At 32.1% G+C, this 16,633-nt stretch carries 18 protein-coding genes; 4 read left to right on the top strand and 14 right to left on the bottom strand.

The features are described from left to right. Nucleotides 1-82: 82 nt before the first annotated feature. The 3 genes from AACS00_RS08275 to AACS00_RS08265 all read right to left on the bottom strand — a co-directional run bounded on the left by AACS00_RS08275 (nucleotide 83) and on the right by AACS00_RS08265 (nucleotide 5,094). Nucleotides 83-619: a winged helix-turn-helix domain-containing protein gene (locus AACS00_RS08275; protein ID WP_110167276.1), complete on the bottom strand. Its 537-nt coding sequence runs from the start codon at nucleotides 617-619 to the stop codon at nucleotides 83-85. 436 nt (nucleotides 620-1,055) lie between these two features. After that, nucleotides 1,056-1,658 (bottom strand): response regulator transcription factor, encoded by a 603-nt coding sequence (locus tag AACS00_RS08270; protein WP_072670905.1) that lies wholly within the window; start codon nucleotides 1,656-1,658, stop codon nucleotides 1,056-1,058. A gap of 16 nt (nucleotides 1,659-1,674) precedes the next feature. Then, nucleotides 1,675-5,094: a response regulator gene (locus tag AACS00_RS08265; protein WP_110167081.1), complete on the bottom strand. Its 3,420-nt coding sequence runs from the start codon at nucleotides 5,092-5,094 to the stop codon at nucleotides 1,675-1,677. A gap of 46 nt (nucleotides 5,095-5,140) precedes the next feature. Here AACS00_RS08265 and AACS00_RS16745 point away from each other — a divergent pair, with 46 nt between their 5' ends. Further along, entirely contained in the window at nucleotides 5,141-5,539 is a 399-nt protein-coding gene (locus tag AACS00_RS16745) for a transposase (protein ID WP_110167080.1), read from the top strand. Between the two features lie 751 nt (nucleotides 5,540-6,290). Here AACS00_RS16745 and AACS00_RS08260 read toward each other — a convergent pair. The 10 genes from AACS00_RS08260 to AACS00_RS08215 are packed head-to-tail and all read right to left on the bottom strand — an operon-like array spanning nucleotide 6,291 to nucleotide 12,948. Further along, the gene (locus tag AACS00_RS08260) at nucleotides 6,291-6,665 is read right to left on the bottom strand and encodes a hypothetical protein (protein ID WP_110167079.1); all 375 of its coding nucleotides are present in this window, start codon (nucleotides 6,663-6,665) and stop codon (nucleotides 6,291-6,293) included. 8 nt (nucleotides 6,666-6,673) lie between these two features. Continuing rightward, nucleotides 6,674-6,907 carry a flagellar biosynthetic protein FliQ gene (locus tag AACS00_RS08255; protein WP_072670901.1) on the bottom strand — a complete coding sequence of 78 codons (234 nt, stop codon included), beginning with the start codon at nucleotides 6,905-6,907 and terminating at the stop codon, nucleotides 6,674-6,676. Next, entirely contained in the window at nucleotides 6,894-7,892 is a 999-nt protein-coding gene (locus AACS00_RS08250) for a hypothetical protein (RefSeq protein WP_110167078.1), read from the bottom strand. The genes AACS00_RS08255 and AACS00_RS08250 overlap by 14 nt, the downstream gene beginning before the upstream one ends. Next, nucleotides 7,886-8,290, bottom strand: a complete 405-nt coding sequence (locus AACS00_RS08245) for a hypothetical protein (RefSeq protein ID WP_072670899.1) — start codon at nucleotides 8,288-8,290, stop codon at nucleotides 7,886-7,888. The genes AACS00_RS08250 and AACS00_RS08245 overlap by 7 nt, the downstream gene beginning before the upstream one ends. Next, entirely contained in the window at nucleotides 8,244-9,506 is a 1,263-nt protein-coding gene (gene vscN2 / locus AACS00_RS08240) for a type III secretion system ATPase VscN2 (RefSeq protein WP_072670898.1), read from the bottom strand. Before vscN2 ends, AACS00_RS08245 begins: the two co-directional genes overlap by 47 nt. Further along, nucleotides 9,506-10,972, bottom strand: a complete 1,467-nt coding sequence (locus AACS00_RS08235; protein WP_072670897.1) for a secretin N-terminal domain-containing protein — start codon at nucleotides 10,970-10,972, stop codon at nucleotides 9,506-9,508. The genes vscN2 and AACS00_RS08235 overlap by 1 nt, the downstream gene beginning before the upstream one ends. After that, nucleotides 10,962-11,237 (bottom strand): hypothetical protein, encoded by a 276-nt coding sequence (locus AACS00_RS08230; protein WP_240004071.1) that lies wholly within the window; start codon nucleotides 11,235-11,237, stop codon nucleotides 10,962-10,964. Before AACS00_RS08230 ends, AACS00_RS08235 begins: the two co-directional genes overlap by 11 nt. Then, a complete protein-coding gene (locus tag AACS00_RS08225) occupies nucleotides 11,230-11,913 on the bottom strand; it encodes a type III secretion system apparatus protein VscT2 (protein WP_072670896.1) in 684 nt (227 codons plus the stop codon). Before AACS00_RS08225 ends, AACS00_RS08230 begins: the two co-directional genes overlap by 8 nt. A 1-nt stretch (nucleotide 11,914) precedes the next feature. After that, a complete protein-coding gene (locus tag AACS00_RS08220; protein WP_072670895.1) occupies nucleotides 11,915-12,610 on the bottom strand; it encodes a flagellar type III secretion system pore protein FliP in 696 nt (231 codons plus the stop codon). A gap of 56 nt (nucleotides 12,611-12,666) precedes the next feature. Further along, entirely contained in the window at nucleotides 12,667-12,948 is a 282-nt protein-coding gene (locus tag AACS00_RS08215) for a hypothetical protein (protein WP_072670894.1), read from the bottom strand. A 259-nt stretch (nucleotides 12,949-13,207) separates the two neighbouring features. Between AACS00_RS08215 and AACS00_RS08210 the strand changes: the two genes are divergently transcribed. The 3 genes from AACS00_RS08210 (at nucleotide 13,208) to AACS00_RS08200 (ending at nucleotide 16,158) form a co-directional block, all read left to right on the top strand. Continuing rightward, nucleotides 13,208-13,432: a response regulator transcription factor gene (locus AACS00_RS08210; protein ID WP_072670893.1), complete on the top strand. Its 225-nt coding sequence runs from the start codon at nucleotides 13,208-13,210 to the stop codon at nucleotides 13,430-13,432. Nucleotides 13,433-13,845: 413 nt separating this feature from the next. Next, nucleotides 13,846-14,565 carry a hypothetical protein gene (locus tag AACS00_RS08205; protein ID WP_072670892.1) on the top strand — a complete coding sequence of 240 codons (720 nt, stop codon included), beginning with the start codon at nucleotides 13,846-13,848 and terminating at the stop codon, nucleotides 14,563-14,565. 456 nt (nucleotides 14,566-15,021) lie between these two features. Next, on the top strand, nucleotides 15,022-16,158 hold the full coding sequence (locus tag AACS00_RS08200; protein WP_110167076.1) for a hypothetical protein: 1,137 nt from the start codon (nucleotides 15,022-15,024) through the stop codon (nucleotides 16,156-16,158). Nucleotides 16,159-16,363: 205 nt separating this feature from the next. On the opposite strand, the gene AACS00_RS08195 is transcribed toward AACS00_RS08200, so the two are convergent. Further along, nucleotides 16,364-16,576 (bottom strand): DUF3820 family protein, encoded by a 213-nt coding sequence (locus AACS00_RS08195; RefSeq protein ID WP_072670890.1) that lies wholly within the window; start codon nucleotides 16,574-16,576, stop codon nucleotides 16,364-16,366. Nucleotides 16,577-16,633 lie beyond the last annotated feature (57 nt).

The following is a 16,633-nucleotide window of genomic DNA, read 5'->3' as shown; positions in this document are numbered from 1 at the left end:
CCCATCTAATAATAAAATAATGATTAGATGGTGTCATAGCTATTAGTAAAAAAACATACAAAAATACAAAAACCATTAAATTTCACAAATAATGCCACCCTAATGTGTAGTTGACAAGAAATATTATTGATGATGAAAAAACAGATGTAAATAATATATAAAAAATACTGTCACCAAAGAAGTTTTTAATTTTTTTTCCCTTACTTTCAAACTCAACGTGGAAATTGTCACTTCTTTTTTCAAGCACATCTTCAAAAATTTCAGTTTTTTCCTGTTGGACTGACACTGAAGACTTTGTCATTAATAAATTATCAGATATCAAAACATAACCCTCTTTAGGCACGGTCTTTATACTACAATCTAATCCATTAATCACTCTAAGCTGCTTTCTTAAATTAGAGATGGCTTTTGTCAGAGATGTATCGCTGACATAAATACTGCCCCATACTTTCATATGTATATCTTGTTTTTTCAATACTTGATTTTGGTTTTCACACAGTAATTTTAAAAGGTCAGACTCTCTTCCCCCTAAATTGTAAACATTCTCATTTACGGTTATTTCTCTTTTCAATGTGTCAAAGGCTACTGTTTCACCCAAAAGATAGTATCTATCACTCATATAAACCCATTTAATCATAATGACCAAGCATCTTAAGATCGTCTTAACCATTCAATGCAAACGCTTTCTTGACGTCACATTCAACATAAGACAACAACTAATGACTGAAATATTATTACCAAAAATGAAAAGCATCTAATGAATCACAAATGTTTAGGAAAATTCCTACATCTTTGTGTTCAGGTAAAGCAATTTTTTCTATTGACTTCAAGCTAATAGCGTAATTGCACCTATGCGTTCTAGTTACCCTTAGCCTACAACTGGCCTTCAAGAGCGTTGAGCTAATAAAGTAGATAGTGTGTTAGACCAACCTGGTTTTGGTCCTATAAACATCGTGAAATTTCACCGTCCATGGCAACGGTTTAACCCTCGACACGGAGTACAATACTCGACATCAAGTTGATGAAATAAGCATTGTTTTGCTGTAGTAATACAATTATAAAATATTATTTCTGTGTGAGAATAATATAAGGCTTGATATTGTTGAACAACCGAGTTTATCCATTATTCTCTTTTTATAGGTACTTACTGTTTTCTCACTAATCATTAATATGTTAGCTATTTCTTTATTCCTATACCCCTGAGACAAGTACTTTAATACCAGTAACTCTCGTGAGGATAAGTTATATGTGGCATTTTCTGAATTTGAAGAATTTTGTTGATTATTATATGTCAAGCTGGTTTTGTTTATAAATGAACCTAACATTCTTTTTATATCATATACATCTTCTTGTTTTGATATAATGGATATACCACTAAACTGACTAAATTGTTCTTTGATGTTATTAACTGGCATAGAAGAAAATATAATATAATTCAATTCTTCATTTGATGGGCAGCGCTTAATAACTTCAAATCCGTCAAGCTCAGGTATACCGACATCTAAAATAACAAAATGAGGATTTAAATCCTTAATTTTTTTTATCGCTTCTATGCCTGTTTTTGCTTCATCGACTATTTCATGCCCCATAGATACTAGCATGTTCTTTAAAAACTCTCTTATTATAGAGTGATCATCTACCAGTAAAAACTTAGCCATAAGTTACCCTCAAAATTTATTTTAACAAATCTATATTTTCGATTAAAAACTCAAGCCTTAATAAAATATCATCTAGTGCATCTTCCGTTTTATATTTTTCAAAATCATTAATTAGCTCCAGGATTTTTTTATCACCAATTATTTTAGTTATGCCTTTTAATTTGTGAATAAAATTTGAAACATCAGCACTAGAGTTGTTAGGCATCATGATATTGTCATAAGCGTCTTTTAACGCATTGCTTACTAATACCATTAATTCTTCAAATGGCATACCTATTTCATGTGATGTGCGATAAATATTAATCATATCAAAACAATAGTTTTTTTGTAATGTCGCAATGATTTTTTCTTTTAACAATTTAAGTGTTACTGGTTTAAATATACAATCATTCATTCCAGACTCTATACATAATGAAAATGTTTCTTGCTGAGCGTTGGCGGTGAAACCTAATATAGGTATAGGTTTTTTATTTTTTTTAACTTCCCACGATCGAATAACTTCACTCAACTCAAAACCTGTCATTTCTGGCATGTAACAATCTGTAATTATTAAATCAAACTTTGTTTGATCACGAATGATTAAATTCCAAGCATCAATACTACTGCTGCATATTGTTGCATCTATATTTAAAGTATTTAGTTGTCTTTCAATTATATTGCAATTCATTTCATAATCATCAACAACAAGTACTTTCTTTCCTTTTAAATCAATATCATCTTGACTTCCTGTGTCATTTTTAATTAAACCTTTTAACTTAAATGCATTTGGAATAATTAAATGGAATTTACTCCCTTGATTAACTTCACTTATTATATTCAACTGTATATTCAATGTTGAACATAATTTATGTATAATCGATGAACCTAATCCATAACTATCATTTTTTACTGATTCAGTCACAAATGGGTGCTCAAAATTATTAATTTGCTGTTGAGACATCCCAATTCCAGTATCAATTATCTCAATGTTTATATCCTTATTCATTAAATAACAAATAACGGACACAGAACCAACGTCAGTGTATTTTATTGCATTGCTTATTATATTGTTCAATATTTGTTTTAAATAATTAACCTCCGTGTATATTTCAATATCATCGTCTATTGAAATATCTATAACAAAGTCTATCCCTCTACTTATAGATAATGGTTTAAATATATAAGAAACACTCTCAATTAAATTTTTAACTTTCACACACTCAATATTTAAATCCGAAGATATAAATTCAACCTTTGAAATATCTAGAATGCTTTTCAAAATATACATTAAATCTAATGATGCTGTGTATGCTTGGTTAAGATATTTTTTTTCATTATCGATAAGTGCAACTTCTAATGAACCAATAATAGCATTTAATGGGGTTCTTATTTCATGGCTCATAACTGCTATAAAGTTTGATTTATCCCTGTTGGCTTTTAATGCTTCATCTCTAGAGATAATGAGCTGCGAGTTTAGATAATTTATTTCCGTCATATCAATCCAACCCGTAATCACACCTGAAATATTTCCATCATAGTAATAGGGAACAGACCATTCATTTAATATTAATTTTTCTCCATTACGGGTCAGGGTTATTTCTTTATAGACCGACTCTCTATTTTTAATTATTTCAAAAAACTCCATTTCACTATTAATGAAAAAGTCATCATCCAGAAAGTCATTACGATATTCAGAAGTCTTCTTTCCTAAAACTAATTCTTCAGTGGATAGATAAAAATCCGTAAATGCCTTATTAACATGAATAAGTTTAGATTCATTGTCTCGAACAATAATTGGTATTGGGATACCATCTATTAATCGAGACTTAAATTCATATTCAGCTAATCGTCTTTTTCTTTTGAAGTCATTGATAAAATAAAAAACAGTATAGATCAATATAGAAAATAATAAGGCCAACATTAAATAATAGTATTTTTTTATTTCTCTTTCTTTATCAACCCATACTTCACTTGAGTTTATTAAATAAGAGTCCCACTTCGCAGTTAATCCATCAACATAGGAAAACCCCAAATTTTCTATAGCTTTATCTAATATACTCTGTATCAATTTAGCATTATCATTTTCCTTACTGATTGCAAATCTTAGGTCTCCTTGATATGAAAATTGCATTACTTGACTTACTAGACTACCAGGAAAGTAAATATCAACTAAAAACTCCATAACATGACTATATCCATACGCTACATCTGCTTTCCCATTTGCAACCATTTCAACTGCGGATAATGTATTTTTAGCAATAATAATTTTTTTATCTTGAAACTTATTTGAAATATAAGATTGTAAACTATACGTACTGGATATTGCTATTATTTCATCTTTTTCATCTTTAATCCGCCTTACTGAAGATATATCTGTAAATGAAAATGGAATTGAGAATAACACCTTGGATTTAAAATCATCATTATAGGCAGCTAAAGGTACAATATCCACGATACCATCTTTTATACTCTTAACAATATCTGGTAAATCATTCATTTTTACCCACTGAAATCTTAAACCTGTTTTAATACCTATAGATGTAAGAAGCTCTGGTATTATACCCGACTCATTACCATAATAATCATAAAAAGTGTAAGGAGGAAAGGAATGATTAAATGAAACTTTAATAATAGGAGATTCTTCAGCTACCCACTTTTTTTCATCTTCAGATAATGTAGTCAATTCATTATTACTTACATCTCTAGACCATATGGTTTTTACAAGCTGCCATTTATACTTTAAACGTTCTTGGTCTAAAAAACTTTCATTATCCTTATCCTGATAAATTAAATAATTACTTAACTCATTTTTAAAATAAATCACATCATATTGATCTTTAAATCTAAATTTATTCCTAAAATAGGATTCTGATATTTTTTTTATTACTAAAATGTCAATATTATTGTTTATCAAATCTATAAAAGCATCTTTTTCACTGCTATAGCTAATACAAACCACATTTTTATAACCATAGCTATACAACTCTTCATAAAAACATTCGTCCACATAACCAATTTTAACTTCCTCATGCTTAAAAGATTTATTATTGAAATTTAAACCTATATATTTATCATCACGAAACTTTATTTTTTTATACTCGTCGCCAGAAAAATCCGTATTATTCCTTGAAATAAAAAATTGAATCTCACCTTTCTCCATCGATGATTTAGCATCATTAACTGAATCATAAAAAACATACTTTATTTTGTCTTTTGCACATGGAATAAGTAAATTAACATGGTCCACTTCTATCCCTGAAAGATAACTACTAAAATTAATTAAAAATGGCTCACCTATATTTCTTACAAGACCTACACTTATATTTTTATAATCAAATTCACAGTTCATTTCCCTTTTCACCATATCACTAGGGTATAACTCATAAACTAAATTTCCTGCAGTTATTTTTCCCGCATAAAAAATAAAAATTAATATAAAACAAAGCTTATATGACATAGTTATCCATCTAGACTATGATTAGGGTTATAATTGATAATATACCATGAATCTTATATTTGCTATGGTGACTGAACATACACCCTTTCTGTTCAGACCAAACTTTCATTGGCGAGATCTTGCCGCGCAAGTCAGACGAACTAAAGCAAGGCTCTACGATCTGATCTGCCACTCTACATGCCTCAGCTGGGTTAAAAAACGAACAGCTGTAAATAGTAAAGCCTCAATCAATCATAGCTCTCTTAGTTTCTGGATTGGTGAAGATGTGATACGGGATTGGAAACAAGACAAACAAAACAAACGTGAGAGAACACACCGTTTCAGTGATCGACCGATTGCGACGGTACTGACTATTAAGCGACTCTTCTCAATGCCATTGCTTACGCTGCAAAGGATGATTAACTCTATATTGGAGCTGCACATGCTCCGTGGCTTTGTTTCGTAATAGTGAATAAGCGAGGAGTATATGCCTAAATTCAGAATAAAACTCTTCGATTTCTTTAGCGTCTACCAACCAATAAGGCTTTAATAAGCTTGTCACCGCTTGATGAATGATTATTGTTTAATGCAACAAAGGCATGTTCAGTTACAGTAATTATATTACACTTGTATAGGTTGTCGCGCTAAAGATGTTGACATCTCATTCAAAATGAAAACGAGAGGAGTGAATACCACTTAGTCATTAGTAATAAGTAAATGAGGAGTCAAAAATACGGCACAAACGACAAACGCAGAGTTTGGCAAATATTCCATCTTGATACTGATAGTCGCGAAATTATTGCGACAAAGTTAAGTTTCTCGACTAAAATTGACAATTAAGTACTGTCAAACTTACTCAAGCAAATACTTAGAGTCGTCATTGAGATATGAAGTAATGACATTTATGGCAAAAGGGATCTTGTTACAATACTTATCCATTCTGCGAACAGTAGCTTTCGTTCTTCCAAGAAGTAGCACAGCCTTATAGGAACATAATATGATCAAAGCTCTGATGCTAAGTATGTCTAAAACTTGTCGTTTTAATCAATAATCAACCGAGCTGGGGCGGTTTCTTTTTATAAACTTGGATTGCGCAAAAATAAAAAAGTAATCAGATTATTTAGTAGAGCACTACCGTTGATTAGGAAACCGCCAAAATAATATCGAAAGATTCTATTTTAGAATATATTATTAATTACATGATAGTTCAATTAAATTTAACTTTTCAACTGATTAATTAAATTGTTGAATAATTTCAATCGCTGGGTTAATATATTTTCAACATTATACTCACAAATAGATAATTCAGATACAAAAATAATCCTTTCTTTTTTAAGGCATAAAAATACATCACCATCTCGATATAATGTATCTAGAATCTTGTTAGCTTTAGCAATAACTACTCTTTGATCAGGTATGTTTTTTTCTAGAAAAATTTGTAAGGTTTCATTTTGCAAGTGAATATAAATTTCTTCTCCGCCAGTGAGTTCAATGCAGATCGGTAAATTATCCTCAATTCTTGAAAGAAAGTGAGATGGCACACCCAAATTAATTACTAATGCCTTATACACAACTTCTCTTAATTTTTTCATTTTAAAACCTATAATAGATGGAATAGTAAGTGGAACTGTTCATAAATATTTCCTCCTACTTGTGTTAGTAAAATAATAAATACTACTAATTTCGCAGCCATTGGTAAACCAGGGTCTTGAACACTAAATATTGTTTGTAACAAACCGACAACAACACCAGTAACAACAAAGCTTAAAGAAAAAATAATAATCGCATTTTTTACAATATCTAGGCATGCAGCTGTAACATCAAGTACGGTCATAGTATTCCTCTAAAAAACTGGTTACTTTGTTATTTTCAAATGTAAACAAGTAGTATTTTCTAGCAAAAAAAACTCGGTAACTATTCACCTGAGGATATTGCCAAAACAGCGTTGGTGATAATGAATAATTAAGATGGTTTAAGTTCACCAAGGAAGTTTTGTTAAAAACACCATGATTTAAATTAATATTGTCTAAATATAAAGAATTTAGCTCTACTCCAACTATGTTTTTATGTCCGTTCTTCAAAAAACTGGTATCTTCTATAGAGATTGAAGAAGATACAACCTCTTTATTCGTAGCAAATACTATCGGCCATTTCTGGTTCTGGGAAACATAGAGTGAGTTAACGCAAGGCAAGATAAAGCTAGAAGATTCAGAAGCAAATCTTACTCCTTGTGATTCGACGCTCACTCTATTCAATACCATTAACGTTTTTTCTTTAGGAATTAGATGCTCTATTCCATGGCCATATTGTTTAGTATCGTCTAGTGTCGATGTTGGTATATCTTTTATGGTTAGAGAAGGAGATACTGGTGCTATATCCTTATGAAATAACGTAGCTTTAGGCTTAGTTTGAAAAAATAGATTTTCGCCACGTGTGTTTACCTTCGTTTCATTAGGTACCAATAGTGATGCTTCTTTTTTTGTAAGGGATACTCCCTCCCCTCGACTTACATTCGCTCCTATTATCCTAGCGTTCAGAGCAATGCTAGGACTAAGATTAGAACATATTTTCGGCTTTAGAGATGCATCACCTTGCTTCACTAAAATTATATTCCTCATTAATTCGATAGCTGGTTTGTTTTCTACCTCATCATGAGGCGTTTTTAAAGTGTTTTTTTTCTTTTTTTTATTTTTTCTTACTGTAGTTTCACTAGCAAAAACTAATTTAACATCATCTGAACATTCATTCAGTATGTTCTCAAAATGACTATCTTCAGTTATCAAAGAATTCAATGAGTTCTGGTTTATTTTATTTAGCATTCTTTTCCAAACCTCAATTTTTCTCTGATCTCACTAAGAGCATCTTTTCGTTTTTCAAGATGTCTTTTTTTTGCTTCCACATGTTTTATTTCAGAGGCTAAATCCTCTGCTTTTTGTCGTGTGACCGATACGTCAAAAAAAACCGATTCAATGCTCGTTTTTATACTCTCTCGACGCATAAATAGACGACTCAACGCATTAGTTTCTTTTACTACAGCCAAATCTTTTAGCTCTAGCTGTAATATATTAATACGCTGCCAATATTCGTCTATATTTTTTTGCAGTTCTTGGCTAATTTTTTTTAACTTAACCAATATTCTCTGTTGTTTATTAATTCGAATATCGATAATATCAATAATCTGACCAAATTCTTTCCATAGCTTCGAGTGTTTCTTCATATTCAACACCTTTAAAATCTTGTTTTAAAAACTCCATAATCACTGGGTAAAGATCAATTGCTTTATCAGTTTCTAAATCATTGCCCTTTTCGTATTCTCCAACTCGAATCAATAGCTCAACATTGAAATAGCGATACACCATATCTTTGATTTTCTCCGATAATTGAACGTATCTTTTATCTTGAACCTTATTTTGTAGGCGACTTTTACTCTTTAATACATCGATCGCTGGGTAACGTCCTGTGGACGCGATGATCGTGGAATACACAAGATGACCATCAATTAATGATTTCACTTCATGAGCAATCGGATCATCATCAATCTCTTTTTCTATCAAGACCGTGAAAATACCAGTTACCGAACCGTGCACTGAGTTGCCACAACTTTCAACTAATCGAGATAAAGCAAGCGATACACCTATTGGAATGCCATCTTTAATTGGCGTGCCATCTAACATCGCCTGGGCGCGAGCAAAACGAGTCAATGAGTCAAAATAGATCACAACTTTTTTTCCCTGAGCCATAAAATGGCGAGCTATAGATACAGCAACCAAACCAGAACGTACTTTCTCTAAAGGATTTGCTTCTGATGTAGAAACTATAGTGATTGATTTACGAATAACTTCTGGGCCAATCTCTCCCTCTAAAAACTCAATAACTTCACGAGCTCGCTCACCAATCATGGCAAAAATAATAACGTCAGCCTCCATGTTATTCGCCATAATAGATACTGTAGTCGTTTTGCCAGCTCCAGCTGGCGCAAACAAACCAACACGTTGCCCCTCTCCAATAGTAAATAAACCATCAATAATTTTAATCTTAGTCGGAAAAACCGTTTCAATAGGCGCTCGCATCTGTAGTGAGATAGGCTCAATAAGGATTGGTAAATCAACAAATTCACCAGGTTGAGTTAAATAATCATCACCATAAAGCGACTCGCCATAACAGTTGATCACTTTACCAACGAGCGCATGTTCATTGAGAGGAAAGCAAAATCGGCGAGGTGTGATTTCTATCCGCCCACCACGTTGTACTGCGCCCGGCTGAAGTAACTTTATCTCTACCCTCGGTTGAGAGACTTTCATTACCTCACCACGAATTTTTTCTCCTGTTGCCGTATATATAAAACACTCTTGACCAACAAAAGTATCGATCGATACATGGCAAATTACAGTATCTTGGTATAACTCTTTTACCTTAAAGAAGTATTTTAACATCAATCAATAACCTCGAATGATACCGAGACATAACGTCTGACTTTATACTTTTTTTGTGAAGTATTTTTAAATAATTCTCCCAATAAAGGAATACTTGACAGTACGGGGACATTACTAGTTGTTGATTGAGTGACGGTATTATCAAATCCTCCGAGGATAACCGTTTGATTTGGCTTAATGTATACTTCTGTTTCTATTGATTGTGAACTTACTCTTGGAGGCTCATTTTTCTTACCTTCACTATCCTTGTCACCTAATGACTCCTCTATATATTCCACCTTCGCTTGTACATTACCCGATGGCAATAAACGTCCAGTGACATATAGACTGTTATCAGCCTCTATTTTTTGGACTTCAACTTGCCGCTCAGAAATCAAGGTAATGGTTGCCGTTTCTTTTTTACCAAAATGGCCTTTTTGGTTTTCGAGTACTAAAAGATTAGTTTGATAAACACTACGAGCAATACCATTTGAAGATAATGCCTGAAAGTTTCTCATAAAATCAGCTGTTTGAGTGAATGGTGGAACTATAATATCGTAAATACCTTTGGTACCATTTAACCAAGAACTATCAATACCAAAATTTTCATTACGATCTACAGCAACATCATATACTTTTAATGAAAAAAGCAATTGTTGCCGCTTAATATCGATCAAAGCTGCAATACGCTTTGCGAGCTTAATTTCTTCTGGAGTACCACGGACTAAAAGAGCATTAGCTGCCGGTATAGCTTGTACCTTCGAGGTTTTTTCTTCCTCATCAAGCTGCTGCTTTTCAGCTTCACTCAACTTCACTTTATATGCACGCTGTACTATTTCTCCATCACTGACATTCTGAAATTGCCCCATGTTAGTTATAGCGGCAGCAATCAATGTTTGAGCACCAGGGAAGATAACTGTACTATCAAAAGAACTGACACTACGATCAATGACAGAAATAAAATGAAATTCGATTCTGGCTAATTCTAAGTTGTTCCCTTTCTCTAAAAACTGGTTCTTGTCTACCATATTAGCATAGCTGACAGCATCATTAACGAACCTACGTGTGCCGGAAAATAGAATTGAATTACCTCGCTCAGTTAATTTTAGCTTAGTGGTAGCATTTGTGTTAAAAGTCTGTTTTAACTCTTTTAATAACGCTTGAGAAGAAATATTACGTGGTTTATAGGCATAGTTGACGTAAGTCTTTCCTGCTTCAACCGTCAGCATTCCACCGTATACATACCAGTCAAAATCATAAATCTCAGACAACTGCTTTAATAAAACAGGACCCTCGCCAGAAAGCGTTTGAGTGAGGGTATGGCGCTGTGTTTGATCGTCAAGATCATTAACTAGCTTGACTTGCATATCTTTGGCAATAGCTGACAACGCAGCTCTTAAGTCAATATCTTCTTGTTTTATCAAGATACTCGCATGCGTTATCGTGGCACAAAAAAATAAAATTAATCCTAACAATTTAATCTTCATTGAGTATCTCTTTTATGCGTTCCTGATTTTGCTTCATTTCACGTAGAGTTTGATTCATAACAGACTGTTTTAATATCATATCTACCGTTTCATCTTGACTCAGCATCTCATCATCTTCGGTGATTTCTCCGTCCTTAATGTGAGTGGTCACTTCATTTTGTACTTTTGCAGATCGCGAAATTTCTTGGGCAACCGTTTCAAAATCATTCATACTATTATGCACTTGTAAAACAGCATGCCTATTTATCATTTCTACTCTATTCATAACCTACCTTTTGCATCATTTGTTTAAACACATAAAATTGGTCACTCAACAACCAAAGATTAAGAATAATAACAATTACGATCGCTTTAACATTTATCGTAACAAACATAGAGAGTGACGCCTTTTTAAAAAACAGGTCGATATAACCGCAGCCTACCGTTATCACTATCATTAAAATCAAGTATTTACCCGATACCACCATCATCATCGATAAACTATCAACAATCATAAAATAAAGTGTTTCAAAAGGATGACTAATGTATTCATCATGAGTATGCATGAACACATCGAAAATAGGTCGAAACAGAGTTCCAGCCTCAAGAGCATACATCATAAAAATAAGGCTACTTATTTTCGCAAGTGCTTCTGATTCATCGGTAAAACGTCGATCCTGAACTGACTGTTCATTAAGCAATAACAACTGCTGAATAACACTGCCCACTATTCCGCTTAACCAATATGGAATAGAAGCAATTAGTGCAAAAAACACTACACTCAAGATCCACCAAAACGTTGGTACTTGTATTTTTTCACTGGAACTCAGCCCAATCGCAAGGACGATGGCAATCGCTAAACATGTGGTATTATCCAAATAAAGCCGAGTAGGATTATAAATTTTGAGAAATAAAAATAACCCAGCAAATAAAAACCAATTTGGAAAAAATAATGTCTCCATATCAAGATAACACTCGGAATAAAAGAGTCCAGCTATCTGAAAAATAAAAAACTGCTAGCTTAACTGGTGTTGATATTACCGTCGGTGACAACATCGTCATCCCTACTCCACTGAGTATCACAGCAATCAAAAAGTCGATACTTACAAATACCAGATACAACTTCAATCCTAATTCAAATCCTTCATAGAGATCCAAAACCAAACTACCAAAAAAATATTTAAATGTATCGGTGCTTTCATCAAAGTTAATCGGGATATCAATCATAGAAAGCAACTTATTTGTCTTTATTGTGGAGCGTTCTAATAATTCAGGGAAAAACTCAAAAACATGACTGGCTAAATAGTACATTGTTATCTTTTTAGGGTGACTTTCTTCTTCAATACTAGGCTCATAAAAAATATCAAAAACTTGTTCACTTTCAAACTGTTCAGAAAAATAGGGCTTTATACGCTCAATTCCTGGTTTTATATCAGGCCATATACTATTCAACGCCATTAAGGCTGCCAATAAATTCACAACTATCGCTGGAGGTATCTGTTGTGTACCGACTGCATTTTTGATGATATTTAATACAATGTTGTATTTTACAAAGCCAGAAAAGCAGATAAAAAATACCGTTGATAACAATACCAAAACTAATAGTAATAGTAAGTTTGCGCCCGAGTAAGCGTTATCAGGACTGAGTAACTGGAGCATATTCTCACCATATTTTAAAATATAAGGCTCAGGCGATCCCCCTTGCCTTAATAAATCTAGATATTTCTTGCCGCAGCAATAATTGAGTCTTTTACCGATTTCAAGGTTGTCGTTGCTGTTTGTGCTGCAATACTTTGCTCAGCCATCAACTTCTGAAGTTGTAAAGAATCAGAAGCAGATAAATTTAGTGTACCGTCTTCAGCGCTTTTCTCAGTCAAAAATTTCTCGATTGCCTCATCAGCTTTTGAAATTAATCCATTAAAAGTATCATTAATGTATGTTGTTGTCAGGTTTCCACTTACTTCACCACTAGTAGAAGCAGGATTTATCGTTGGCATTAAATTTTTCCTCGTGATTGTTAACTTCCCTCTTCCCAAAAACTCTAAAAGGAAGAAAAATGAGCAAGAATAGTACCAACGAGAGCGTGGGATCAAAAATGATTAATTGTGATTATTTCTGAACATAAAAAATCAATTATCATCATAAAAAATCATTAAAAATCTCTACCACAACCTTATATTACACTTCATAATTAAAATTAAGATTCTCACAATCACTCCATATGAATTATTTTTAAATTTGAAAAAGAGCAGAAGCATGCAGAACGAAGAAATTTCATTCTCACATTTATCATCACGTGAATTGACCGTTTTTAAATATTTATATCAAGGTTATCGAAACTACCAAATCGCTAATATACTAAATATTAGTGAAAAAACAGTGAGTACTTATAAAAGAAGATTAATGGAAAAGCTAAACTGTTCCACTATGTCCAGCCTAATTTTAATTGCACATAAAAACTATGGTAGCTTCCAAATTTGAATTTTAATTCATCTATAAATTAACTAATATGGTAAAGTAAACATAAATCCATATAAAATAGGAAAATATTACACCCTACCCTGGTTACGTTTTTATCCTGATAATAATTTACCGCGTTCTACTCATCTTCAAAAAAATCAATAACACTGTCACTAATAGAACTAATAGAAAAGTACTTTTTTGTCAACCACATGATTTAACAATTTATTTTAATCATCAACAATGTGATATAATAACATAGATAGCATCAAAAATCGGGGAACGTAAACACTAATTTCAATGGCAGTAATAAATTTTCATAAGAAATATCGTGATATAAAACCATCCCAATGAGTAATATTAACTACTCAAATTATCGAGTTATTAATTAACTTACAACTTAGTTAACCATTAATCTTTAGATAGGTAATATCATGGCAATCTCTTCTCTTTTTTCCTGTTTTTTACCGACTAGCTCTTTATCTGAGAGTGAATTAAAAAAAATAGAGAACATGGATATAAAATCAATCCGTAACACGGATATAAATAGAATGAGAAATTCATTCTCTAGAAAGTCTAAAACTAGAAAAGAATTAAAACAACAAGAGAGAGTGATATCAATCATGAATCAAATAGGACAGTATAATGAGTGCGGGAAACATATTTTATCCAAATACCAATCAGATAAGATCATTGATTTAAGAGTTAATCAAGTAGTTGATAATGCTTTTAGTTCGATAATGAAAGATAAAAATAACCCTTTAACATCACCTACTAAAGAAGAAATTAAACAACACTTTGCATGTTATGGCGTAGGTTTAATAGAAACAAAACTGATACGAGAAGAAATAAACTCACAACAAGCAAAAATTTACATAAAATCGTTCCTAAAATGGATAGGAGTAGATAAGGCGTGTGTTGGTAGATCTGGACTTCAAGCAACACTAAGAAGTGCGGTAGATAAAGCGAAGCTAGATCAAGGTCAAGTAAGTGTTAATTTAAGAGTAAATGTGACCACTCAGATTAACAAACTCGTTGAAAATAAAACAAATGAACATTTATCTAACTATGCTGAAAATAATTATGGTGGCACTACTATTTTAACTAAAAGATCAATTGATAGCTGGGTTTCAGAAAAAATAGGCATCTCTTAACAATATAATAAATTTAATATATCCACACACTTAAAATCCTATATTTAAGTGTGTCATATTTATTGGACAAAAAATGAAGACATCTAATATTGTAACAAATAGTATTTATCATAAACTATCATCAATAAAACCTAATGATATAGAAAATAAAATTGTTTCTATAAAAAATGTTCAAAAAAAACATTCTAATATACATAGAATGTTAGTTTTCTTAGGCTATAAAAAAAAAAAAAAAACGAAACTAACTTTATTAAAATAGATGATAATCAAATAACTAAAAGAATCATAGGGAAGTCAATTAACCCTAATATTTTTAAATCATCTAGAGTTTTTGAAGAAAAATTAATAGTAGATGGCTATGGGAAGATTAGTGGTATAAAAAAGGAACTGTCCATTTCTGAATACAATATTCTATTAAAGTATATAATAAAACCACTAAACAGATCTCAAGAAAACTTGTCTTCAGTTAGAACCCCTCATAGTGCATATATAGATATTGCTTCTTTAATAAATTTTTCTGACATAAAACTTTCAGAAAAAAATAGTATATTAAACAAATTAAAATTTATTTTTTTAGATGGTTCTTGCTCTCGTGATAATTTAAAATTTATTTATGATGAATTGAGTGATAAACCTTCGTTTTCCAATATTATCCATCATGTAAAAGAGATAATAGACACTGTTCCAAATCAAGTACCAAAAACACTTGCTAATGATAACCTTTACGGTAGGTTATTTGATTCAAATCTTGCAGAATTTATTTTGGAAGAAACAGATACAAACCAAAATAAAAATCATCAGTATATTGTTGATTTTTTGATAAAAAAATTACCTGAACGTGGGTTTGAACATTTTGAAAGAATAAAAGATATGATGATAAATGATCCGCAACCTTGGAGAGTCAACATACCAGAAGTATATGATTTTTTTGATAATCCAACAAAAAACAATTACATTTCCATGCTTAAGTCTGAGAATAAATATTCTAGCTTTTTGTTATCAAGCATAGGTGTTAAAGCAATGCTCGTATATCCTTCATTAAGAGATGAGTGCAAAAAAGCAACGGAAAAGTACATATCAAAAATAAAAAAACAACGAGTATTGATTGAAAATAAAAGCATGCAACACCAAGAAAATCATCGTTCTGGAATATTACTAGATTATCAGTACGATGGGCTTTTTGAAAATGTACATGGCCTAGGCCTTGGTGTTCGTCCAATAGATAGGTACATAAGTCCTTCTACCTATAATGAAGATTCTATACACAATATAAATGCAATAAAAAAAGGAAGGGCTATCGGTATTGGGATGTCTGGTAGTAGTAATTTATTAGAACCGCTATTTCAAATCATTATGAAAGAAAATAAAGATTTTCAAATTAGTACAGCTAGACTGCAAGCCGCTGCTTTTCTTACTTTTAGCGGTGGGCATTCATTTAATGAAGCCTATAACATTTTTAATTCTGCTTTAGAACCATATGTTCCGATGAGCTATAATTTATTTTCTGAGATCTCTTCATATCATAATAATGCGGTTAATCACGCATATAACAAAACATTAGAAATATCTAATAAAATAAATTGGAGTAATTAAAAATTAAAACCCGAAACCTTAGATGATGCTGTAGATTTATAGCCCCCTGAAAGGGGGGCATTAACGTTAGTTCATATTTAACTCCCGCTATACCTCATTTTTTGATCTCTTTTCTTAGTATCTAAAATACCATCTGTTGATTTCTTTATTTACACATAACGTACCAATATAGAACCTTATTGGTTAAAATCCATATTAACAGATCTTAGTACTGAAGCGGCTTTACCACTGAATCTAACCCTTCGATTTTTAATGCTAGACACAACTGAAGCAGTTGACCTAACTCACCTTCGGGAAAGCCTTTGTTGGCAAACCACAGTAGGTACTCTTCAGGTAAATCGATCAAAACCCTACCAGCGTATTTGCCAAAAGGCATGGGCATTCTGGCGAGTTTGAGTAGGTTTTCTTTTTCTAACATGATGTCACTTAGACTCGGTGGGTAATGAGAGGCACAGCATACAAAAAGTCTCCCGAG

This window comes from Vibrio sp. 11986-1-5, from assembly GCF_963878025.1.
Lineage (GTDB): Bacteria > Pseudomonadota > Gammaproteobacteria > Enterobacterales > Vibrionaceae > Vibrio > Vibrio injensis.
The sequence above is the reverse complement of the archived record's forward strand: the minus strand, read 5'-3'. Positions and strand labels throughout refer to the sequence as shown.